The sequence below is a fragment of the Collinsella sp. HCP3S3_E5 genome (assembly GCF_052067635.1).
Classification (GTDB): domain Bacteria; phylum Actinomycetota; class Coriobacteriia; order Coriobacteriales; family Coriobacteriaceae; genus Collinsella.
In genome coordinates this window covers 13,835-36,695 of the sequence record NZ_JBQHQF010000010.1, presented here as the reverse complement: position 1 = coordinate 36,695, position 22,861 = coordinate 13,835, and the positions used below count along the sequence as shown (strand labels likewise).

General features: G+C 56.3%; 20 protein-coding genes. 13 read left to right on the top strand and 7 right to left on the bottom strand.

All coding sequences use genetic code 11. From position 1 onward, the window contains the following. Positions 1-164: 164 nt before the first annotated feature. Both ACTM82_RS04535 and ACTM82_RS04530 read right to left on the bottom strand, forming a co-directional pair. Positions 165-1,868 (bottom strand): DnaA ATPase domain-containing protein, encoded by a 1,704-nt coding sequence (locus tag ACTM82_RS04535; RefSeq protein WP_441054668.1) that lies wholly within the window; start codon positions 1,866-1,868, stop codon positions 165-167. A gap of 15 nt (positions 1,869-1,883) precedes the next feature. Beyond that, the gene (locus tag ACTM82_RS04530) at positions 1,884-3,260 is read right to left on the bottom strand and encodes an ATP-binding protein (protein WP_441054670.1); all 1,377 of its coding nucleotides are present in this window, start codon (positions 3,258-3,260) and stop codon (positions 1,884-1,886) included. A 345-nt stretch (positions 3,261-3,605) separates the two neighbouring features. Between ACTM82_RS04530 and rpmH the strand changes: the two genes are divergently transcribed. From rpmH to ACTM82_RS04485, 9 genes are all read left to right on the top strand, one after another. Continuing rightward, a complete protein-coding gene (gene rpmH / locus ACTM82_RS04525) occupies positions 3,606-3,740 on the top strand; it encodes a 50S ribosomal protein L34 (RefSeq protein WP_019127408.1) in 135 nt (44 codons plus the stop codon). A gap of 20 nt (positions 3,741-3,760) precedes the next feature. After that, on the top strand, positions 3,761-4,099 hold the full coding sequence (rnpA, locus tag ACTM82_RS04520) for a ribonuclease P protein component (protein ID WP_154516785.1): 339 nt from the start codon (positions 3,761-3,763) through the stop codon (positions 4,097-4,099). After that, complete coding sequence (yidD, locus tag ACTM82_RS04515; protein ID WP_154516787.1) at positions 4,096-4,320, top strand: membrane protein insertion efficiency factor YidD; 225 nt, start codon at positions 4,096-4,098, stop codon at positions 4,318-4,320. Before rnpA ends, yidD begins: the two co-directional genes overlap by 4 nt. Before the next feature lie 29 nt (positions 4,321-4,349). Further along, positions 4,350-5,120 carry a YidC/Oxa1 family membrane protein insertase gene (locus tag ACTM82_RS04510; protein ID WP_441054672.1) on the top strand — a complete coding sequence of 257 codons (771 nt, stop codon included), beginning with the start codon at positions 4,350-4,352 and terminating at the stop codon, positions 5,118-5,120. A 44-nt stretch (positions 5,121-5,164) separates the two neighbouring features. Then, positions 5,165-5,734 (top strand): Jag family protein, encoded by a 570-nt coding sequence (locus ACTM82_RS04505; RefSeq protein ID WP_441054674.1) that lies wholly within the window; start codon positions 5,165-5,167, stop codon positions 5,732-5,734. 97 nt (positions 5,735-5,831) lie between these two features. Then, the gene (gene rsmG, locus ACTM82_RS04500) at positions 5,832-6,569 is read left to right on the top strand and encodes a 16S rRNA (guanine(527)-N(7))-methyltransferase RsmG (protein WP_441054676.1); all 738 of its coding nucleotides are present in this window, start codon (positions 5,832-5,834) and stop codon (positions 6,567-6,569) included. 130 nt (positions 6,570-6,699) lie between these two features. After that, on the top strand, positions 6,700-7,500 hold the full coding sequence (locus ACTM82_RS04495; protein ID WP_441054678.1) for a ParA family protein: 801 nt from the start codon (positions 6,700-6,702) through the stop codon (positions 7,498-7,500). Between the two features lie 19 nt (positions 7,501-7,519). After that, complete coding sequence (locus ACTM82_RS04490) at positions 7,520-8,398, top strand: ParB/RepB/Spo0J family partition protein (RefSeq protein ID WP_427748147.1); 879 nt, start codon at positions 7,520-7,522, stop codon at positions 8,396-8,398. Then, positions 8,388-8,642, top strand: coding sequence for a hypothetical protein (locus ACTM82_RS04485; RefSeq protein WP_154516796.1), 255 nt, complete (start codon positions 8,388-8,390; stop codon positions 8,640-8,642). The genes ACTM82_RS04490 and ACTM82_RS04485 overlap by 11 nt, the downstream gene beginning before the upstream one ends. A 192-nt stretch (positions 8,643-8,834) precedes the next feature. Here the strand turns inward: ACTM82_RS04485 and rlmN are convergent, their stop codons facing one another. Further along, on the bottom strand, positions 8,835-9,887 hold the full coding sequence (gene rlmN, locus ACTM82_RS04480; protein ID WP_441054680.1) for a 23S rRNA (adenine(2503)-C(2))-methyltransferase RlmN: 1,053 nt from the start codon (positions 9,885-9,887) through the stop codon (positions 8,835-8,837). 85 nt (positions 9,888-9,972) lie between these two features. Between rlmN and ACTM82_RS04475 the strand changes: the two genes are divergently transcribed. Further along, positions 9,973-10,938, top strand: a complete 966-nt coding sequence (locus ACTM82_RS04475) for a D-alanine--D-alanine ligase family protein (protein ID WP_441054682.1) — start codon at positions 9,973-9,975, stop codon at positions 10,936-10,938. Then, positions 10,932-13,826: a helicase C-terminal domain-containing protein gene (locus ACTM82_RS04470; protein ID WP_441054684.1), complete on the top strand. Its 2,895-nt coding sequence runs from the start codon at positions 10,932-10,934 to the stop codon at positions 13,824-13,826. The genes ACTM82_RS04475 and ACTM82_RS04470 overlap by 7 nt, the downstream gene beginning before the upstream one ends. Here ACTM82_RS04470 and ACTM82_RS04465 read toward each other — a convergent pair. Together ACTM82_RS04465 and ACTM82_RS04460 are read right to left on the bottom strand one after the other, a co-directional pair. Next, positions 13,823-14,740: a helix-turn-helix transcriptional regulator gene (locus tag ACTM82_RS04465; RefSeq protein WP_441054686.1), complete on the bottom strand. Its 918-nt coding sequence runs from the start codon at positions 14,738-14,740 to the stop codon at positions 13,823-13,825. The two genes, ACTM82_RS04470 and ACTM82_RS04465, sit on opposite strands and share 4 nt — an antisense overlap. Further along, positions 14,727-15,749, bottom strand: coding sequence for a helix-turn-helix transcriptional regulator (locus ACTM82_RS04460; RefSeq protein WP_154516810.1), 1,023 nt, complete (start codon positions 15,747-15,749; stop codon positions 14,727-14,729). The genes ACTM82_RS04465 and ACTM82_RS04460 overlap by 14 nt, the downstream gene beginning before the upstream one ends. Positions 15,750-15,947: 198 nt before the next feature. Here ACTM82_RS04460 and ACTM82_RS04455 point away from each other — a divergent pair, with 198 nt between their 5' ends. Then, positions 15,948-19,058 carry a hypothetical protein gene (locus ACTM82_RS04455; RefSeq protein ID WP_441054688.1) on the top strand — a complete coding sequence of 1,037 codons (3,111 nt, stop codon included), beginning with the start codon at positions 15,948-15,950 and terminating at the stop codon, positions 19,056-19,058. Positions 19,059-19,078: 20 nt separating this feature from the next. Continuing rightward, positions 19,079-19,297 (top strand): hypothetical protein, encoded by a 219-nt coding sequence (locus ACTM82_RS04450; protein ID WP_427729007.1) that lies wholly within the window; start codon positions 19,079-19,081, stop codon positions 19,295-19,297. Between the two features lie 62 nt (positions 19,298-19,359). Here ACTM82_RS04450 and ACTM82_RS04445 read toward each other — a convergent pair whose 3' ends face one another. Then, positions 19,360-21,171: an MSCRAMM family protein gene (locus ACTM82_RS04445; RefSeq protein ID WP_441054690.1), complete on the bottom strand. Its 1,812-nt coding sequence runs from the start codon at positions 21,169-21,171 to the stop codon at positions 19,360-19,362. After that, complete coding sequence (locus ACTM82_RS04440; protein ID WP_441088516.1) at positions 21,131-22,792, bottom strand: MSCRAMM family protein; 1,662 nt, start codon at positions 22,790-22,792, stop codon at positions 21,131-21,133. Before ACTM82_RS04440 ends, ACTM82_RS04445 begins: the two co-directional genes overlap by 41 nt. Positions 22,793-22,861: the final 69 nt, after the last annotated feature.

The following is a 22,861-nucleotide window of genomic DNA, read 5'->3' as shown; positions in this document are numbered from 1 at the left end:
AACATGCAGGTCAAACCCAAAAAGAGAATCGACAGTTCCCTGTGTGCAACAGGGGTCGTTTTCCACGTTCAAAACCTGCGCAAAACTTTTCATCGGAGCGGGCTGGGTTTTAGACACCTTATGCCCGCGGTTTCGACAAGTTTTCAACAGGTGTGCCTATTTCCCTACGAGCGCAGTGTAATTTTGTCTCGTAGCGATTTGAGGTCCTCGGTCACGGTCCGGTCTTCCTGGATCATCTTCTGGACTTTTTTGTAGCTCGTGCTGACGGTCGAGTGGTTGCGGTTGCCAAACTCCGCACCCACGGCGGTGGTTGTCATCTCGCACATCTCGATCGCTAGGTAGATGGCGATATGGCGCGCCTTGGCGATATTGGCATTGCGGCGCGGACCAATGAGCTCCTCATGCGTCACGCCGTACTGCTCCTCGATAACAGACTGAACTGTCTGCACGTTGATCTTTTTGGCCGACGTGTCGAAGTACTGGCTGGCGATGGCATCGATGTCGTCGAAGCTCAGCTCGCTACCCTCGCGCTCGCGGTCGCCCGCCTCCCCGGCGCAGCGCTCGCAGAAGCTCTCGAGCTCACGGATGTTGGTGCCCGATACCTCCGCCATATGTTTAAAGTGCTCGTCGGTCAGATGTCCGCTGTCGCCACCGTAGGCCGCCAGCAGCGAGTCGTCGCCCGCCTCGGGCGCCGCCGCGATCGTGTTCTCGTAATAGCGTTGCAGAATCTTGTACTTCATCTCGTAGCTGGGCTCTGCTACCAAGCAGAGCATGCCGGCGTTAAAGCGGCTGGTCAGGCGCTCGTCCATGTTCAGGTCCTTGGGCGCACGGTCTGCGGCAATCACGACCTTCTTGTTGTTGCGGATAAACTCGTCCATGAGCTGGAAAAAGTAATCCACGCTCGCGCGCTTGCCGATGATGTTTTGGATGTCATCGATGATGAGCACGTCCACGCCGTGGTATGCCTGCATGATGGGGGCGTTACTCTTCTTTTGGCGGTCGAATTCTGTCATCAGATCATCGATGTATGCCTGTGAGTTGGCGTATTTCACTTTGATCTCGGGCGACTTCTCGGCGAGCTCGTTTTTGATGGCGAGCAGCAGGTGGGTCTTGCCTAAGCCCGATTTGCCATAGATGAACAGGGATGTGCAAGTACCGCGTTCGTCTGCGAGTGCGGCGAATTTAAGTGCCGAACGATAGGCGTGGCTGTTTTCGGGGCCGTAGACAAAGTTTTCGAAGGTGAATTTTGAGTTGGCCACGAGGGGCGCGCCATCGGCGTTCTGCTCGCCCGGCGCAGCAGCCGTGGGGACGCTCACAGGCGATGTCGAGACTGGTTTTGCGCTCTTGGCGGGTGCCACGCCCTTCATCTGATTCATCATGCGGCGGAAATCGTCGGCCGACAGCGTGTTTTTGATCGCGATGCCCGGTTCTTCGCCCGGCGTCGCGTCGTGCGCGACGGGCATGTGTGAAACGCTGGGCGCGGTTGCTACCGGCACGGCTGTTGCGTGGGGCATGGTTTCACGGGAAACATCGCTCGCATTGGTCTCCGGAGCCGCCACGGGGGCGACGGCCGTCAAAGGGGGAGTGACGGGTGCCGCCCCTGTGGCGCCTGTCGTGGGACCCTGCGGGGCCACGATGTTGAGCGCGATCGGCGCAAAGGCAATCTCTTCTAGGTAGTGCTCGATAGTCGGCTGGTGCTTTTTGAGCTGCGCAATGGCAAAGCGCGACGGTGCCTCGATGGTCAAGGTGTCCTCGGTCAGGCTCACGGCACGCGATTGCCCCAACATGTTGATGAGGCGTGCATCTTGGCCGTCGCGCTGGCAAAAGGCGATGGCATCCTCCAGGATGATGCTTGCTTCCTCGTCCACTGTCTCTCCCGTTCCTTAACTTTGGGCACGCACGCGAGCGCTGCCGAGTTCGGTCAGATGGTATTTCTGACCGTGTTTGATTACCAAGCCGGCCTGCGCCAAGTCATTGAGTGTGCGTGACCACGTGGGCGCGGAGTTTCCAAATGCTCGCGCCAGGTCGGTGGCGCCGCACTCTTGGTTTTGAGCCAGATATCCCAGCGCCGCGTTGCCGCGCTCGCTCACAAATACGTTCGGTTGCGGCTGTGCGTATTGATTCGCCGCATTAGGATACATCATTTGAGCTGCTGGTTGTTGAGAACTCTGCATGGTTGGCATCGGCTGTTGAAAACTTTGCGGCCACTGTTGGTATGGCTGCGGCGGCATCTGCTGGGCCCAGGGATGGTACGGCTGCGGCATCTGCTGATACGGCTGCTGATAGCCCTGGGGATACTGCTGCATATATTGCTGGGAGTATCCCTGCTGCGGCATATATTGTCCCGGATGTGCCTGCGGGTACGGTTGGAAGCCCATCTGCCGAGCTCCTTGCATGCCCGTCACCTGCTGCATCGCGGCTGCATCCAAATCGGCCAGGACCATGGACTCTGCCGAGCCTTGAGTTGTCGTCTGTCCCGCGGGCTGGGGGTCCTGCATGGGCGGCATGCCGGGTTGATGCATCTGCTGCGAAACCATGGGCTGTTGTAGTGGGGACGCGGCCATGGTTTGCTGCGGAGTCATCATTGCTTGCTGCGGAAATGCTCCCGGCAGTGGGTATTCCGACCCCTGGGCCTCGGGGCGCACGGCTGCCCCGCGCCCTCCCGCGCGCTCAATTTCCTGCACGCGCTTGGGGTCGAGGCTCACCGTGACGACAGTGCCGTTGCCCATGTTGTCTTCGATGGAGACTGCCCCGCCGGCGTTTTCCAGGTATTCCTGCACCATGGGAAAACCTGCCCCGGTGCCGCGTATATACCGCTTCATCTTGCTGTTTGCGCTGGTGACGCCAAAGTCGAAGGCGCGCTCTTTGTCGTCGATGCCCGGACCTTGGTCGGCAAAGCGGATAGTTTCCCCGCCGTCCAGGATCGAGATAATGGGCTCGGCAAAGTGGGCGTGGATAAAGTTTTCGACAATCTCGCGGATAACCATGAGTGAGATGTGTCCGCCTTGCTCTTTCATGCACTGGTAGACGGTGTTAGTCGTCTCTTCCAGATACGTGCGGATGTCTTGCGGCTCGATGACGATCACGCGCGGGGTCGAAAGCATGTCGTCATAGACGGCGATGCGCGCCGCATACATGGTTTTCGGTGTCTGTTTCGATGTCTGCTCGCCCTCTTCGCGCTCTTCGCGTACGCCGTTGATGTGCTCGTTGTCGGGTGCCGGGTCACCGGAATCGACCATGGTGTAAAAGTCGTCAGACATGCCGCTCGCAATCTTTCAAAAGGTTTCGGATAAATAGTAGCTCACCGCGCAATGTTTCTCATCTTTCGACAAGTTTTCAAAACATGTTGAAAACTTTGGAAAATGGGCGAAAAGTTCTCAACATTGCCAACATGACCTGTCGAAAACTCGGTGAAATATCGTGAAAAGTTGGAGTCATACTCAAAAACTCATCCGGCTTATGGCGGAACCGTGTGAACTGCGCAACCTTTTACCTTTGATTTCTTGACATTTGAACATTGATTTCCCTACAATCTTCAAGCTCACGTGTCTATATCTGCGTCCGCGCCCTCGCGGACACTCGAAATGCAGCAGGAGGAACTTAAGATGAAGCGTACGTATCAGCCTAATAAGCGTAAGCGTGCCAAGACCCATGGCTTCCGTGCCCGTATGGCCACCAAGGGTGGTCGTGCCGTGCTCGCCCGTCGCCGCGCCAAGGGCCGCAAGCGTCTCACTGTCTAGCAGCGATACACACATCTCGCATGAAGACTATTAAGTCTCGGCAAGATTTCGAGCATGTGTTCAGTCAGGGGCGTCGTTTCAATCATCCTCTGATTCGAATGACCATATGTGAATCGGTTGGCGAAGGCGACTCTGGAAGGGTCGCCTTCGTTGGTGCTAAACGACTCGGTTGCGCAGTTGTGCGCAATCGTTCTAAGCGTGTGATGCGCGAGGCCGCCCGCAGCTGCGGATTTCCCGTTGCGGGTTATGACATCATCTTGTTCGCGACCCCCAAGACGAGGATCTCGTCGCCGGAGGAAATGAACGAGGCATTGCGTTCGCTTGTGATACGCGCCGGCGTTGCCGGGGAGGAGCGATGAGCAATCACGTTTTGCGACGTGTTGCCATCGCTCCTATTCGCATATATCAACAGGTTATTTCGCCCTTATTGCCTGACGCCTGCATTTATTATCCAACGTGTTCTCATTACGCCGTCCAGGCTATCGAGAAATACGGTGTTTGTAGAGGCTGCTGGCTTGCCGTGAGGCGCATCGCTCGCTGCAATCCCCTGCACGTCGGCGGTTATGACCCTGTGCCCTAGCGGGCACTCGCTATCGGAGGAAAAATTACATGTGGGATTGGATCGTTAACATCCTTTTCGAGCTGCTCAAGCTCATCCAGACCTTTGCGGTCGACTGGGGCCTGTCCATCATTATCCTGGTGGTCATCGTCCGTCTGCTGCTGACGCCGCTCATGCTCAAGTCGACCAAGTCGACGGCCCGTATGCAGGTGCTGCAGCCCAAGATTCTCGAGATCCAGGAGCGCTACGCCGACGATCCCCAACGTCAGGCCGAGGAGATGCAGAAATTCTACAGCGAGAACAAGTTCAATCCGCTGTCCGGCTGCCTGCCGCTTCTGATTCAGATGCCTATCCTCATCGCCCTGTTTACGCTTCTGCGCAACCTGCCGCATTACTTTAACGAGGGCACCTTCTCGTTCTTCAACATTCTGCCCGATCTGACTACCACGCCGAGTGCCTCTTTTGCCGATGGCTTTATGGTCGCACTGCCTGCGCTGGTTTGCCTGATTCTGTTTGCTGTCCTGACCCTGATTCCGCAGCTGTACATGTCGCGCAATCAGACTGGTCAGCAGGCCCAGAGCATGCGCATGATGGCCGTCGTCATGACCGTCATGATGCTCTGGATGGGTTGGAGCCTTCCCGTTGGTGTTCTTTTGTACTACGACGTGTCTTCTGCCTGGCAGGTCATCCAGCAGATCTTTGTGACGCAGAAGGTTATCGAGAAGGCTAAGGCCGAAGAGGAGGAGCGTCTTAAGAACGCCCCGCTGCAGGTTGAGGTCACGCGTCGCGAGAAGAAGCCGCGCCCGCACAAGAAGAAGTAGCGGTATAGTAATCTTATTTAGGTACCTAACTTTTGGAGTACGTTATGTCTGAAGAGATCGTCGAGGATATGCTTGAGGAGGTTGCCCCGCAGGCCGCGGGCGATTATCTCGAGATTGCACAGCGCTACAAGGCTGGTGAAGAGCTTGCGGACGAAGAGCTCGACACCATTGCCGATGTTGCGATTTCTATTCTTCGTTCCATCCTTTCGCATTTCGACGCCGCCAACTCTCCTATCGATGAGTATGAGGGCGACGAGGGCGAACTGATTCTTGATGTAACGGCTCCCGACCTTGCCGTCCTTATTGGTCGTCATGGACGCACCCTTGATGCCCTTCAGGTTATGTTCTCGCTGTTGGTGAGCCGCAAGCTCGGCTTTAGGTATCCGGTCGTCGTCGACGTCGAGGGATATAAGAGCCGCCGTCAGGACAAGGTTGCCTCTATGGCTCAGTCTGCTGCCGAGCGGGCAGTGCGCACTCACAAAAGCGTTTCGCTTCCGCCTATGAATGCCTACGAGCGCCGTCTGGTTCATATTGCTCTTCGCGGCAACGATGCCGTCGACACACATTCTGAGGGTTCTGACCCCGATCGTCATGTTGTGATTGTTGCTCGATAACCTAAACCAGCTTATCTTAAGGGGGCGTGGTTTCCACGTCCCCTTTTTTTTGTCAATAGTTCTTGATACACTGATTTTTGTCAGATAGGAGTTTGTCTTGTTTGTACTAACCGATGAGCAGACAAGCCAGATGCTTAGTCGTCTAATTTCGTATTGCGAAGACTATTCTTTGAAGGTCTCCCATGATGCCCTACGCTCCTGTATTGAGCATCTAGATCTTGTATTGGAGTCTAATAAGACGACCAATCTTACGCGCATCCTAAATATCGAAGATGCGGCTGTTCTTCATATTCTTGATTCGCTTGTGTTGCTTCCCTATATAGACATAGCTCCAGAAGGCGCTTTGTTAGACATGGGTACTGGTGCTGGGTTTCCTGGTATCCCTTTGACAATTGCTTGTGGACGTAAGGCTACCTATATCGATTCGGTTGGCAAGAAGGTTGATGCCGTCAACTCATTTGTTGAGGCTCTCGGTCTCAAGCATGCTCACGCGGTTCATGATCGTCTTGAAGAATATGCCCGAAGCCATAAGAAACAGTTTGCTGTTGTCACTGCTCGTGCACTTGCACCGTTACCAGTTCTCGTTGAGTACGCTTCACCATTTCTAATAGATAGTGGTCTCTTTGTTATTACTAAGGGAAACCCGTCAGACGTCGAACTTCAGTCTGGTCTAACTGCCGCTAGCATATGCGGGTTCACCACACTTTTGACAGATGATTTAGATTTGCCAAATGGCTTGGGTCATCGCGAGTTTATCATTCTAAAAAAATCTCGTCCGGCAGCTATTTCGCTTCCACGTGCTAATGGCATGGCGAAGAAGAATCCGCTTGCCTAGATGTTTCACGTGAAACATAATGGATAGTAATTACTTGTTATGTTTCACGTGAAACATAACAGATGATGAATCGGAATGTTTCACGTGAAACATCCTCCGTTTAACAGCTTAAAATACACCAGGAGGGACCGTGGGATTTCGCGACGTTAAGCGTTCGAAGAGCGCAAAAGACACGCGTATCATTGCAATCATCAATCAAAAGGGTGGTGTGGGTAAGTCCACCACAGCAGTAAACCTTGCAGCAGCACTGGGTGAACTGGGTCGAAAGACGCTGATTGTCGATTTTGATCCACAGGGTAATAGCACGAGCGGCTTTGGAATCGAAAAAGAAGAACTCGATAACTGCATCTATGATGCATTGCTGAATGATGTTCCGGCTGAATCGCTTGTTCTGGATACAAATTGCAGTAAAGTATTTGTAATTCCGGCTACTATCCAGCTTGCAGGTGCCGAAATTGAACTTGTAAGCGCAATTGCACGAGAAACACGCTTGAAGGATCTGCTTGAGCCTGTTAAGGATGAGTTTGACTTTATATTTATCGACTGTCCGCCTTCACTTGGCTTGTTGACCATTAATGCGTTGACGGCGGCGGACAGTGTTCTGATTCCGATTCAGTGTGAGTATTACGCACTCGAAGGTGTCACCAAGCTGCTTGAGTCGATGAAGATGGTCAAAACACGCCTAAATAAGAGCCTTGATACCTATGGCGTGCTTATGACGATGTATGATTCGCGAACATCGCTCTCAAATCAGGTTGTCGAAGAAGTGCAGTCGTACTTTGGCGATAAGGCATTTAAGACCTTGATTCCGCGTACGGTTAAAATATCAGAAGCACCGTCGTTCGGTGAGCCGGTAATTACATATGCGCCGCAAAATAAGGGTGCAAAGGCGTATATGAACCTTGCCAAAGAGGTGATCAAGCGTGCCTAGTCCTAGGAAGCGTGGCGGTTTGGGTCGCGGACTCAATGCATTGGTATCCGAAGCAGAATATGAGACCGGTGGATCTGCGACGTCCGCATCCAATACTGCTTCGAAAACTAAACTTCCAATCGAAGATATCGTTCCAAACCCCAACCAACCCAGAATTCATTTTAATGAGACCGAGCTTCGAGAGTTGAGTGAGTCGATTCAGGAGCATGGTGTTCTTCAGCCGCTTCTTGTACGCAAGCACGGTAATGGCTATGAGATTATCGCGGGTGAGCGCCGTTATCAGGCTTCTAAGCTCGCTGGACTTGAGGAAGTTCCTGTCATTATAAAAGATGTTGATGATGAACAGATGCTTGCGCTTGCATTGATTGAAAATCTGCAACGCTCTGATCTCAATCCCGTCGAAGAGGCTAAGGGATATCGACAGCTCATCGATGCGAGTGGTATGACTCAAGAGGCCTTGTCGAAGGCTGTCAGCAAGTCTCGCTCTGCAATCACCAATTCGCTGCGCCTACTTGATCTTCCAGAGGTTGTTCAGCAGATGATCTTTGAAGGTAAGCTGACTGCTGGCCATGCTCGTGCAATTCTTGCAGTTCCATACGAAGATGCACGCATTAAGTTAGCTGAGAAGGTTGTTGCGGAAGGATTGTCCGTCCGCGCGACAGAAAATCTTGCTCCGTTGTTTTCTGCTGGAGAGACACCAAAAACGCCTCGAACCGCAACGCCTCAGTCTTTTAAGAAGGCGGCACGCGTTCTGCGTCAGGTGTTTAACACGAACGTTCGCGTAAAGAGCTCGCGCGGCAAGAACAAGATCGAGATTGAATTTAAGGATGAAGAGGAACTCTCCCGCATTCTTGGCGAAATCATTCAGTTTGATCAAGGAGGTCAGGATGAGGAATAAAGTTCTGACTGCTGTCGCTTTGGCTGCTACTGTTGCAGTTGGCGCTTTTGCCGGTTATAAGATTGCGACAGATGATGAATTGCGTGGTCGTTTACTTCGCGGAGCGCAGGATATCGTTGATACCTCAAAAAAGAAAATGGATGTTATGACCGAGGACGTTGCCATGCGTACGGCTCAGATGACTAAGAATCCCAAGATCAACCAAGATTGGGTTAATCATCAATGGGAAAATGTAGGCTTTTAGGTACCTAACAATGACTCATCTATTCTGAAGGGTTCCTTGTCTGATCACCAGTACAGGGATCCCTAATATCGTCCTAAAAAATGCTGGACAATCGTATGATGCAGATAATCGATGAATATGAAACAGCCCCGGTTGCAATTAAGCAACCGGGGCTTTCTGATGTTTCACATGAAACGTTTAGGCTGGTCTCCCCTAGGCGTTCTTCTGAACTTTGAAACGCTGCTTGAGTTGGCCACAAGCCGCATCGATATCGTTGCCACGAGAGTTGCGGATCGTGGTCTCGATACCACGGGACTCAAGACGGCGTTGAAGGTCTTCTACCTTATGGATCGATGACGGCTTGAGCGGGCTGCCCTCAATATCGTTGAGCTGAATCAGGTTGACGTGGCACAGCGTGCCCTCGCAGAAGTCGCAGAGCGCCTGCATTTCGGGGTTGGTGTCGTTGACGCCCTCGATCATGGCATATTCGTACGTCGGACGGCGGCCGGTCTTCTCGGTGTAGAGCTGCAGTGCCTCGTGAAGGCGCAGGAGTGTGTATTTCTTGACACCGGGCATGAGCTTATTGCGTGTGGACTGGATAGCGGAGTGCAGCGAGACAGCTAGGGTGAACTGCTCGGGAATGTCGGCAAACTTACGGATGCCAGGAATAACACCGCTGGTAGACACGGTGAGATGGCGCGCTCCAATGCCGATACCGTCGGGGTCATTAAGGATGCGCAGCGCCTTAAGAACCTCATCGTAGTTGGCAAAAGGCTCGCCCTGGCCCATGAACACTACGCTTGTCGCGCGCTCGCCAAAATCATTGGAAACGTGAAGTACCTGGTCGACGATTTCCTGGGCGGTCAGCGAGCGCCTGAGGCCGTTGAGACCGGTAGCGCAAAAAGCACAGCCCATTCCGCAGCCGGCTTGGGTGGATACGCAGACAGAGAGCTTGTTACGACGGGGCATGCCGACGGTCTCGACAGAAATGCCATCGTGGTACTCGAGTAGGTATTTACGAGAGCCGTCCTTGGACACCTGCTTGGTGAGCTCGGTCGGCGTGTCGAAGGCAAATGCCTCCTTTAACTGCTCGCGGAAAGCCTTGGGAAGGTTGGTCATATCGTCAAACGAACAAACGTTCTTCTCAAAAACCCATTCAATGAGCTGCTTCGCGCGGAAAGCGGGCTGGCCGAGTTCGGCCACGAGCTCGCGAATATCGTTTTGGCTCAAGTCGCGAATGTCCTGAGATTTAGTCCTGGGATTCATGGAAGCCTTTCGATTTTGGGGAAACGTAGGGGGTATCGCTACAATATGGTATCAGCTGCAGAAATCATAGAGGAGGAGTCTGCCCATGCCGGGTAAAAGCCTAGAGAACATGCACGTAGCGGTCTTGGCGGGCGGCCATTCCGCCGAGCGCGAGATTTCGCTCAATTCGGGAAAGAACGTCGTGGTGGCCCTAAAGGAAGCTGGCTACACTTCGGTGGAGCTGCTCGATACGGCTGCCGATGATTTTATGGTGACTATGGCAACTGGCGATTTTGACGTGGCGTTTATCGCCATGCACGGCGCCGGCGGCGAGGATGGCGCCGTGCAGGGAGCCATGGAGACGCTGGGTATCCCCTATACGGCGTCGGGTGTGCTCGCCAGCGCGTGTGGCGCCGATAAAGAGGTTTCAAAGCTTCTGTATGCCAAGGCAGGCATCCCCATTGCCCCCGGTTTAGCGCTTGAGGCGGGCGACGAGGTCGATATCGATCGCATCGTTGAGATTTGCGGCGAGCGTTGCTTTGTAAAGCCCGCCGTCAACGGCTCCAGCTACGGCATCTCCCTGGTACACGAGCCCTCTGAGCTGCCTGCCGCCATCGCCAAGGCCTTTGAGTACGGCGATAAGGTGCTGGTCGAAAAGTGCATCGAGGGAACCGAGATTACCGTAGGCGTCTACGGCGAGGATGACGTGCGCGCCCTGCCGATCGTCGAGATTCGCAAGCCTGAGGACTGTGAGTTCTACGACCTGGATGTGAAGTACGTCGATCCCACGGATATCCACCGTATTCCGGCGCAGATTTCGCCCGAAAACTATGCTCGTGCCCAGGAACTAGCCTGTGCGGCCCACAAAGCCCTCGGCTGTCTGGGCATTTCGCGCAGCGATTTTATCGTGAGCGAGGACGGCCCCGTCATCCTCGAGACCAATACGATTCCCGGTATGACCGATACGTCGCTGTATCCGGACGAGATTCGTCATACCAAAGACATGACCTTCCCGCAGGTCTGTGACAATCTGATTCGCATGGGTCTCCGTCGAGCGGGCATTGCATGCTAATCGAGGATGCTGTATCTCCTGGAACGCCGCAGTTTGTCATTGATTCCTATGCAACGCTTGCCGAGCGTGCCCGCACACAATCGTTTGGCCTTATCGAGGAGGATGTTATCGTCCTCGATACCGAGACCACGGGTCTTTCGGTCCAGGACAACGAGCTTATCGAGATTTCCGCGGCCCGTCTTTCGGGCCGCGAGGTCGTTGACCGCTTTGACACGTTTGTGCATCCCAAGCAGCTGATCCCTGCCGAAATCACTGAGCTCACAAGCATCACAAACGCCGATGTGGCCGATGCCCCCTCGGCTGTAGAGGCCGTGGCTGCGCTCGCCGATTTTGTGGGCGGGTGCCCGGTTATCGCGCACAATGCCACGTTTGACCGATCGTTCATCGAATCGGTCAAGGGCGGTGTCAACGTCAGCGACATCTGGATCGATTCGCTGGCGCTGTCCCGTATCGCGCTGCCGCGCCTGGCATCGCACAAGTTGTCCTTTATGGCCGATCTGTTTGGCTGCGACTCCGTGTCGCACCGTGCAAATGCCGATGTCGATGCCCTGTGTGGGGTGTGGCGCGTGCTGCTGGTTGCCCTTACGGACTTGCCGCAGGGCCTTATGGCGCGTCTGGCGGATATGCACGCGGATGTTCCTTGGTCCTATCGTCCCATTTTCTCGTTTTTGGCAGGTCAAAACCCCGGCTCGATTTTCTCGCTTGCCGCCGCTCGCGCCGACGTGCTCAAGGCCGATCGCGCCGATGATCGCGTGGATGCCGACGAGCTGCCGGTTCTTAACATGCCGAGCCGCGAAGAGATCGAGGCGGATTATGCCCCCGGTGGTCTAGTCAATCGCATGTATCCCACTTATGAGCCGCGCGACGAGCAGATTGCCATGGCGCTCGAGGTACGCGACGCGTTGGTTACGGATACGCATCGCGTGATAGAGGCCGGTACGGGCGTCGGTAAATCGATGGCGTATCTCGTGCCCTTTGCCGAGGCCGCCCGCCGAAACAACATTACCGTTGGCATTGCGACCAAATCGAATAATCTTGCCGATCAGCTTATGTACCACGAGCTGCCAAAACTCGCCGAACAGCTGGACGGAGGCTTGTCATTCTGTGCGCTCAAGGGATATGACCACTATCCGTGCCTGCGCAAACTCGAGCGCATGAGCCGAGGTCAGGCCGAGATTACCACCAAGCGCGATCCTGCCGACACGCTCACAGCGGTTGCGGTGATCATGGCGTATGTGTGCCAATCTGCCGATGGTGACCTCGATTCGCTCGGCATTCGCTGGCGCAGCGTCAACCGTCCCGACTTTACGACGGCCTCGCGCGAATGCGCTCGCCGCCTGTGTCCGTTCTTTCCCGATAAATGCCTCGTCCACGGTGCCCGTCGTCGCGCGGCGCATGCCGATGTCGTGGTCACAAATCATTCCCTGCTGTTTCGCAACGTTGCGGCCGAAGGGAGAATTTTGCCTCCCATCCGCCACTGGGTAATCGACGAGGCCCATTCCATCGAGCGCGAGGCGCGCCGCCAGTGGGCGCGCGTGGTCTCGGCAGACGAATCTCGTGTGCTATTTGAGCGCCTTGGCGGGTCGAGCTCCGGTGCATTGAGCCAGGTATCTCGTGATTTGGCGACATCCGAAGGCTCCACGCTTTATCTGGGGCTCACCGCGAAGGCGACGTCTACGGTCGCACGCGCGAGCATGGCACTCGCCGAGGTGTTTGACGGCGTGCGTGAGCTCGGCCGTCGCGCCCGCGGTGGCTACGACAGCGCAAATCTGTGGATTGGCCCCGAGTTGCGCGAGTCGGATGACTGGCATGACTTCTTGCAGTCTGCCAGCGCTGCTATCGATGCCCTGGAGCAGGCGGATAAAAATGTTGCCGCGCTGGTGCAGGCTGTCGCTGCCGATAAACCCGAGGTCGTCGTCGACCTGGGCGATATTTCGCGCCGTCTGCACGAGCTGGCCGAGAACCTCAAGCTCATCATTGACGGCACCGACGAGCATTATGTGTACTCGCTGCAGGTCAACCGCCGCCTACGTGCGGGCGGAGAATCCATGACCGCCGAGCGCATCGACATCGGCGAGGCCCTGGCGAACGAGTGGCTGCCCGAGGTGCATACGGCCATCTTTGCCTCGGCAACCATGACGGTGTCCAAGAGCTTTGAGCACTTTAACCATGCCGTAGGCCTCGATCGCATTGGCGCTTCGGCATCCTCGTCACTACATCTGGATTCGAGCTATGACTTCGATTCGAACATGGCCGTAGTCGTGGCGGGGGACATTCCCGACCCTCGCGACCGCGAGGGCTATCTGTCCGCGCTCGAGCGCGTATTGGTCGATGCCCATCTTGCCATGGGCGGGTCGGTACTCACGCTGTTCACCAATCGCCGCGATATGGAAGATCTGTACGCTCGGGTTGAGCCCAAGCTGGCGCGTGCCGGCCTGGAACTCAATTGCCAGCAGCGCAATTCGTCTCCCCGTCGCTTGCGCGATCGCTTTATCAACGAGTCGACCTCGTCGCTCTTTGCTCTCAAAGCATTTTGGGAGGGCTTCGATGCCAGCGGCGAGACGCTGAGATGCGTCATTATCCCCAAGCTGCCATTCTCGAGCCCCACCGATCCTCTCTCGTGCGAGCGCAATCTGCGCGAGGACCGCGCCTGGGTACGCTACTCGCTGCCCGAGGCGGTTCTCGAGGTCAAGCAGGCGGCCGGTCGCCTGATTCGTTCATCGACCGATTGCGGCGTGTTGATTTTGGCCGACCCGCGTCTGGTGACGAAGGGTTACGGAAAGAAATTTCTGACATCGCTGCCTACCAGCTCGTATCAGCGCATCGAAACGGCGCAGATCGGCCACTATCTTCAGTTATGGCGCCAAGCGCACGAACGCCATCGCTAAGAACGGAAGGCCATTGCCTCGGCGGCATCACATAGACGCTTTGAAAGGGCGGGGTCGTCTGCGATGCGGATGGCTCCGCCCGCTGCGATAATCTGGCTAAACAGCCAGTTTTCGGAGCTATAGCAAACGGTCACGCTTGCCGTACCCTCCCCATCGGCTTTAATTGACCTGATACCTGCCCACCTCACGCGTTCTGCCATATCGAGCGGCATCAGGAGCTTAACGCTCTGGCTTGCCTGTGCAAGGGAATCGTGCAGGGACGTGGTTTCGGTCGTGTGACGCACGACGGAGTCTTCCGTCAGCAGAAGCTCCTCGATCTTGTCCATACGGTAGGAGCGCTGCCCGTCTGCCTCGACATCCCAGGCAATCAGGTACGTTTGGTCGCCGTTGGTCGCGATCTTTAAGGGGTCGATCAATCGCCTGCGTGGATGCTGGTCGTCCAGGGAGCGGTAGGTGACGAGGCATCGCACGCCATCCTGAATTGCACAGCAGAGTTGCTGCCAATAAGATCCGCGGGCGACGGTATCGTCAACGCGTTGGTTGTATCCGAGTTCCGCCGGAAGGAGTGCGCGCCGGATGCGCGCCGCCGCGCACTCCTCGATTCCGAGTGACTCCAATTCATGATTGAGTACGGCGCCCTCGGCGGCACTCAGGCGAAGCGGCAGCACACGGCCCGCATCGCCGATGAGAACCACACGTTCATCGCGGCATTCGCAAATGATGCGCGCGCCCGATTCGCGGTCTGCGAGCGTCGAGATGATGCCGATGATCTCGTCGAGCGAAGCTCCGGAGATATCGAAGCGACTGCAGATTTCGTCTCGCGTCATGCCCGCCTCGCCGGCGGCATAGAGTGCCTCCATAATGTCGATGGAGCGCGAGAGCCTTTGTTCGCTGGTGAGCTTACGCGCGGCCATGAGCGCTCACTGTCCTTTCGATGAGGCGGTTCCACGCCTGCTTGAGTTCGTTGGGCGCTACGGGCCTCATACCGTCAACACTGTGTTCCATGCAAAATGACGCTGCCGCATTCAGGTCGCGAACGTCAACGGTCCAGGTCCAGCCGTCTTTAGCGTGCTCGAGCCTTCCTCGCCCACGTGTGAGGCCGTGGACCATGTCGGATTGAGCCTGCGGAGCAAACGAGAAAGTTGCCGTGACGGGCTGGCAATCGGAGAAATCGAATTCAAAGAAGAGGTAATCGTTGAGATTGAAGTCTGCGGGAATGGCGTAGGCCCGCGATGGACGCCACGCACGAACGATGCGATCGCAGCGAAAGGTTCTGATTTTTCCGGTGGCGTCATCTAGGCCGCAAAAGTAGGCTGTTCCTTCGCGCTCGAACATGCCGTAGACGCAAACAGTGCGTTGTCGTTGCTCACCCCGTCCGTTTTGATACAAAAAACGCAGCGCGCATCGGTCGGCAAACGCGCTCCATACCGCATCGACCGTCGGCGAGTGAACAACGGGGGGCTCGGCCGTATTCGTCTCGCCGGTAAGATAGGCAATTTTGGAGCGTATGTCGGCGAGTGGGGTCGCAAAGGCCGAAGAGCCCGTGGTGAGGGTCTGATCGATAGCGTTTAGCAGAATGTCGGCATCGTCTGCGGTGATCAAGCCGCCCGCGGCAAACGTATGCTCACGGTCGATTGTCCAGGCGCTCTCCTCGGTCTCCTGGGCACCCGCGGCGCGAACTTCCTTGATCACAATGCCCCGCTCGAGCAGCTTGTCGCGGTCGCGGCGAAACTTTCGCTTATCCGAGTCGACGTTGCCCGATCCGTAGCCTAGGTCAGAATCCAGCACGATCTGCTCGGTTGTTAGAGGCTCGGGGGAACTGTTGAGGACAAAGAAAAGGTTGAGGATACGCTGGGCGGTTTTGTCGAAACCGGGTTCTGGCGCATTTGTTTTGTTTGTCGCGGTCATATCGCTTACCGTCATAGAATCCTCGCATGGGAAGGTTATTTGATGCCATGATTTTAATCCGATATGGAGATTAGGCTATATCCTTGTCCGCTCAGTGCGTTAAGATGCCCAGATTTCGGCCGATTGCGTTCGCTCGGGGTATACTTTCGACTATATACGGTTCTAATGTGCAAGCATTGGGCCTATTTGTCGGATTATGGATGTGGAGCGCACATGGCGAACACCCAGAACTATATCAATCATCTGCTACAGGGCACGGGCATCACGCCGGCGTGCAGCGAAGAAGAGCGTTTGGCTGCCGAGGATATCGCCCAGATCTTCCGCAATCATGGCTTTGATCCCGAAGTCCAGGAATTTAACGCTCCTGCACCCAGCAGGCTGGCATTTGCCGTCACAGGCATTCTGTCTTTTGCCGGCGCCCTGCTTATGGGTATTGGCGGCAGCATCGGCTTAATCGGTGTTCTGCTGGCCATCGTCGGTGCCGTGTTGTATGTGCTCGAGCGTACCGGTCGCCCTGTTATCTCTCGCCTGGGCAAGACGGGCGTGAGTCAAAATGTCATTGCCTATCACAAGGCCACAGGTCCGCTTGCATCTCCGCGCAACCGTCCGGTGGTTGTTGTCGCCCATTACGATTCTCCGCGTGCCGAGCTCCTCGCTCGCGAACCGTATGCGCCGTATCGCGCACTCATCGCCAAGATGCTGCCGGTCGCCACGATTGTCCCCGCTGCCGTCGCCATTCTGCGCATTCTGCCGCTCCCCGGCGCTCTTAAGGTTCTGCTTTGGATCGTTGCGATCCTCGCCTCTCTTGTGGCGCTCGCCAACGCGGCCAATATCATTGCCAACCGTTTTGTTCTTCCCTATACGTCCGGTGCGGTCTGCAATAAGTCTTCTGTAGCCGCGATGCTCGGTGTCATGGATAACGTTGCCCCTTACCAGGGCGAAAACGAGTTCCCCAACGACATTCCGTTTGATGACTATTTTGGTGAGCAAAAGCGTCGTGCCGAGGAGATGGCGCGCGCGGCGGCTGAGTATGCCGCTGCCCAGCAGCAAAACGACTACGGCAACACGATCGAGTACGAAGAACCCTCCTACAACGAGGACGAGTTTGGCCAGCCGATCGCTCCCGAATCCGAGCAGGGCGAAGTTTTTGACGAGCAGATTGATGGCTTTGAGGGTGCCTCAGCTGACGAAACCCTGATTGGTGTCATTGCTCCCGAGGCTCAGGCTGAAGCCGAGGTTGCTGCCGAGCCGGTCGCGGATGAGGATGCCGTCGAGTCGATTGGGGCGCCCGCTGTCGCCGAGCCGAGCGAGCCCGAGCCCAAGCTGTATCGCAATGCTGCCGGTAATATTCGCTTTGGTTCTGATGCCATTCGTGCCTTGGGGATGCTTCCCGAGTCGTGCACGCTTGATTACGAAGAGGGCGAGGAGCCGACGGTCGATCCCGAGCCTGCTTCGGTTGAACCTGTCGCCGCGCCTGCCGACGAGCCCGTCGTCGATACCGAGCCCAAGACGGAACCCGAGCCCAGCCCTGCACCCGAGCCGGACACCGCTGCACCCGCTCCGGTGGTTCAGGATGTGTACGACGATTCCGCCAGCGATTACGATGAGTATCCGCAGCGCGTTTCCTATGAGAGCGATACCGATTTTTCGGCCGATCTACCGGTCGCGACGCCCCATGCCGATATAGCATCTGCGTTCTCTTCGATTGGAGCCAGCGCTTCAAGCTTCTTTAAGGGCGCACTCGCTAAGGGTAAAAAACTTGTCGACGACCTTGAGGAAAAGCGTGCCGCTGCGCGCGAGGTGGCAGAGCGGGAGGCTATTGCCCACCAGCAGGCTGCCGAGGCCGAGCGTGAGCGTGCGGCGCGGGAATTTGAACAGCATGAGGCTGAGCAGCCTGCCGCGACGGAGGTCGCCGAGGCTACGACGTCCTTTGAGGCCCAGCAGCCAATCGACGCCACCGAGACGCTCGATGCCGCGAAGTTCGATGCCACGATAACGTTCGAGAAGCAGGGTACTGCCATCGCCGATCCCCTTTCTGTTTCCGATGAGTCCCAGGATGCTGCAGATGAGATCGAGGCGCCCGAAGCCGAGCCGGCTGAGAGTTTCGATGCCGAGCAGGTTGAGAACGTTGACGCCGAGACGAACACCGCCGACGAGATTGAAGCCGACGCGACGGTCGTCGTTGAGCAAGAAGAGACCCCGGTGATTTCTAACGCCGATGAGTCCAGGCCGTACTCTACGCAGATCTTTACCATGCCTGCCCCGAGCGATCCCGGCTCCACGGTTGCCAACCCCGCATCGGCGCAGGTCGAGACGGTTGATTCGCTCATGGCACAGATTTCATCCAAGGCCGCACCGCGTCCGCAGATGAATATCCCCGATCCCGCTTCTGTTCCGGCGCTCACACCTTCTTCTTCGCCGCTTGCCTCGGTCCCCGATCCGTCGCTGCCCTCGATGCAGCAGGCCAACGTCGCATCCCGCACATCCCTCTTCGATCTCCCCGACCCCTCGGCTCAGGCCGACGATCCTTTCGCGACAGCTCAGGGGCCCGAGCCCACGTCGGCACCGGTTCCCCCCTCCATGCCCGTTTCTTCGGGCGCTCAGCCCATCGAAACCATCTCGGCTCCCGTCGCCAAGGAGGCAAAGCCTCAGAAGCGTGGTCTGGGCGGCTTGTTCGGACGCAAAAAGAAGAATGAGCAGAACAGCATGAGCGACTGGCTGGGCGTCGAGGGTGACTACGATGCCAAGAAGTCTGGCCGCGGTATCGGCTCTTGGGATAACTTTGAGGACGATGATAACGGCTGGAAGGGCGGTGCCACCTCTTCTGACGGCGCTTCTGCCGAGGACATGCTTTCGGCTGTTGCCTCCATGGGTGATGACGAGCTGCTTGGTCACGATATCTGGTTTGTGGCAACGGGTGCCTCGGATTGTGACGGCGCCGGTATGAAGGCGTTCCTCGAAGCCCATCGCGATAAGCTGCGTGGTGTGTTCTTTATCAATCTTGAGTCCATTGGAGCCGGTAGGCTTTCGGTCGTGACGGTCGAAGGCGAGCAGCAGTTGCTCAAAGGTGATCGCCGCATCATGAATCTGGTCAGCAAGGTGTGCAAGTCGTTCCACGTTGATTGTGGCGCGTTTGAGATGCCCTATGCCAAGACCGATGCCTATGCCGCGCTCGAGGCGAGCCGTCGCGCCCTCACAATTGCCGGTGTCGATGGCCCGCGTCTTGCCTGCGCGCGCACCGAAGACGATTTGCCGTACAACGTCAACCCGGCGAACATCGCTACGGTGTCCGAGGTTGTCACCGAGGTCATCCGCCGTTCGTAGCGGACCTCTAAGGAGTTAGCGTGTTTTCATACATCAAACGCCATTGGCCCGTCTATGTGGTTCTGTTTTTGATCGCCATCGCTATGGGTCTGGGGGCCGCATATATCGTGGGCGCTAAGGGGTCGACGCCCAGGTCCACGATGAGCGAAGAGGTGGAGCAAGAGCAGAGTTTGGGTGCCGACGGCATTTCGGATGGCGATCTGGAACTTGTTGACGGCGGGTCTGCGTCTACGGAATAGCCTTTGGTTACATACGCCAGATAACGGGCGAGCCGGCATATCGGCTCGCCCGTTATTTCTACCTATTCCTCTTTTGATGCCGAGCTTAGCCAAGTGAGCCAAATTGCTGTGCCACCGGCGGTCAATAATGCGGTGAGAAAAGAGATGATGGGTGCATTGCCCGTATTTGGAAGATCCTGCGGAATGGCGCATTTTTGAACAACACGATCTTTATCGTGCGACTCGAGTTTTTCGCCTCCTCCGTTGCGGCAAAGGTCAACACGGGCACTGTTGGCGAGTGCGGTTTGGGGCGTATAGGATGAGGTTGCACACATCCGGATGATTGCTCCGTGTAAATCCGATTTGAGGGATGCCGTCGCGTCGTCAAGGTCGTCATGCTCGTCTTTAAGCCCATTGCGATTCCAAGAATCGTTGTCGCGCCGGGTCGTAAAGTCTGCGGAAACCGAGCCATACTCAAAGCGAATCCCCGTGATAACATCGTCGTCCGAAAGCGTAAGGTCCTTTACTTCGAGGGTGGAAGACTCCGTGGTCGAGACATCGGCTTTCCAAAGACTCCAGCCATCGTAATCGACAATCCGCACATCCTCGCCCAGCCGCTCTTTGACCTCGGCTGTCTCGAGCCACGGGTTGGTGTGTTCATCGTCAAGTGTGGCGTCGGCCTTTTCCTTTATGCCCAACTTGTCTGCCGGTGACGTTCGATACCAAACATTGCAGAGCCCATTTAAGTCGCCGACGGCGATCGGGGTTTTAATGGCGACAAGTTTGGCCGTGCCGTCTTTGGCACATTCGAGATCGTCGGTGACGGTGAACTCGTCGACCCAGGTGCTCGATTCGTTTTGAGCGTCGATGGTGTAGGAATAGGAGCCCTTACTGTCGGGTTGCGTCGCCGCCCGGTTTTTACCGTCGCCGTTCGCCACTGTTCCCTTTGCGGTTGGCCGCGCGATTTCTTGTCGCTTGTCGACGCTCCCCTTAATCTCAATCGGTGCATCCGTCATGGTTACGGCCTGGATCTTCCCCGTATCCTCGACTTCAAAGGATACGTCTTCAGCGAGGTCATAGGAGCGCGGGGACATTGTTTCGCGTAGGGTATAAGAACCGGGTTCAAGGTGCTCCACGCGATGGGGCTGCTCGGATGATATCCAAGAATCAATTTCTGTTCCATCGGCGTCGCATAAGACCAGTCGGGCGCCTTTAACTTCATGCTTGTCTGTCATATCGACCTTGGAGAAATCGACCTTGGTGTAATCATTAGGCAATTCGATCTGCGACTCGACCACGGGGACCTTCTGGTCGATATAAGCAAGCTCAACGATATGTGCTGTCCGATCAAGTAGATAGCCGTCGGGAGACTGGGTTTCAACGACTTCGTATCGTGCCGTTCCGCAACCCAGCGAAAGGTTGTCTACGCGAGCTTTACCCTGTTCATCGGTTGTGACGGCGGCAACGGCTTCACCGGCAAGGGCGGCAATGTGGCCATCGGGGCAAACGATATCGTCGGCAGCGCGAATTTCAAACTTGGCACCAGATAGGGCACTGCCGTCTACTGCGTCAGCCTTCACGATCTCGATGCTTCCGGTTGCAGCGCTGTTGAAATACGAGACGGCGGCGATAGGTGTGAGATCCGCATCGGCAGGAATCGTCACCTTCAGTTCGTCGCCCACAAGGTAGGGCGCTTTGGCTGCGACTTCTCGTACGTAATATGTGCCCGGCTTGAGCGATTCTGGCAACGTGACGGTGCCGGTCGCATTGGTGGTAAAGGTGTTCATAACGTTGTGCGTCGGATACCAGCATGTTTGAGAGATGGGTTCACGGTTGCTGTTGAGCAGCTGAAAACTAAAGCCGGCAAGGGGGGGCGGAAGCTCCCGTCTGGGCATCGCGTTTGATGATTTGGAGATGTGTCGAAAGGGTGTGATTGTCCACTATGTACTGAAGCTTGGCTCCGTCGGCGATTTGCTCGGGCGCGATGGTCCAATCCTCTGCCCGCTTGAAGCCTGCGGGAACAGTTTCCGGGACCTCGCGAACGGTATAGCCCTCACGATCGTAGGGGATGGCTCCATGGACGCCGTCCGGTCGTGTGCCCGCGCCAAACCAGGCCTTGGGCTGGTCTTTGGTGGATGCGAAGCCATAGATATTTGTCGTCAATGTGCCTACGACCTGCTTAGAGCTGTTGCTGACGATTTCAAAGACGACGCCTTCCGCTGGCTGTTCTAATCCCGATTGCTGGCCGTTCCCGTAATCCTTGAACTTGGAAATCTCGAGGTCAAACGCAATATGAGTATTGGGGATGCGGCGTTCGATCTCAACGACGCCCATGTCGTTTAGTTGATTGGGGCCGATCGTATAGGTCCAGCTGTCATGGGGGAGCAGGTAGCCCTCTGGTGCTTTCGATTCGTAGAGGGTAAAGGTTCCCAGGGGAATGCCGCTTAAGGTCGCCTGGCCATCGCCTTCGGTCGTGAAGGTGCGCGTCCACCCAGGGGTAGATTGCGAGACACAGGTAAATTCGGCTTTGGCGAGCGAGGTTCCCGCCTGCGCTCCGGCACTCGTGGCGGCATCGGTTTTGACGACACGCAGCGTGATAGAACCTGGCTGCTCGTTGATTGTGACATGTCCGCCGCTATTTCCGGTGGTAAAGGCAATGCGATCGCGTCGGGACAGATAGCCTGTCGGCGCTTTGGTTTCGATTAGGTAGTATGCCGTGTTGGGCAAAAGTGTTGCCCGTGCACGACCGTTGCCGTCCATTTTGATGCTGCCGACGTGTTTGTCCGTGTTTTCCTCAAAGATGTTAAACGTCGCCCCACCTAACTGATACGTATCGTTCCCGCTGGTAATGACAGTGTTTGCAGATCTTTTCTCAAAGGATATGTTGATGGTGGGCAAAACGTAGAGCATATCCTGGTGACGGCCTTCGTTAGAGACGGGTCCGTGATAGCGTCTGGCGCGATGCGGGTCGGCCTTAATATTTCCGGCTTTTGCGTTGTCGTAGAGCCAGCGCGCCGCCGCGACAACCTCGGCGTCTTGATCGAACTTGCCGCTTTTGGCAACGCCGGCGTTGTTTGTATACGCAAAAGAGCCATCGGGGCGCGTGGTTCCTTTGAGCATCCACACGGCAATCTGGGTTGCGGCGCGGGCGCGTTCGGCCGTTAGGTTATGGCCGCCAAATGATGTGGCGGAAGGGTATCCATGGCAGATGACGGCGGCAAACTCGTTGTCGAGCCATGTCCAACCCTGATTGTAGGTCCGCCAGGGTCCTCCCGGGCTGCTGGGGCCGGGGCAGTCTTGGTTCATGCAGTAAGAAATCGAGGCGTCTTGTGCCTCGTACTTGCCAATGCCAAACGGTCCGCACATATCGCTGATGGTGCGAAAACTAAGCGTATCGTTTCCATCGACGGCGCAGGCGGTACCAGGCATGGCGCAGGCTAGAAACAACAAGAGGAATAGGAGCAGCGGTGCTGTTGCGATTGCGCTGTGGACAGAGTGCGTGGGTGCATTGGACATGGCTGCTCCTTATCCTTTGTGCGCCGCGCTGGGAGATTGCGGCGCGTGGGATGAGATTAGCGCCGGGGG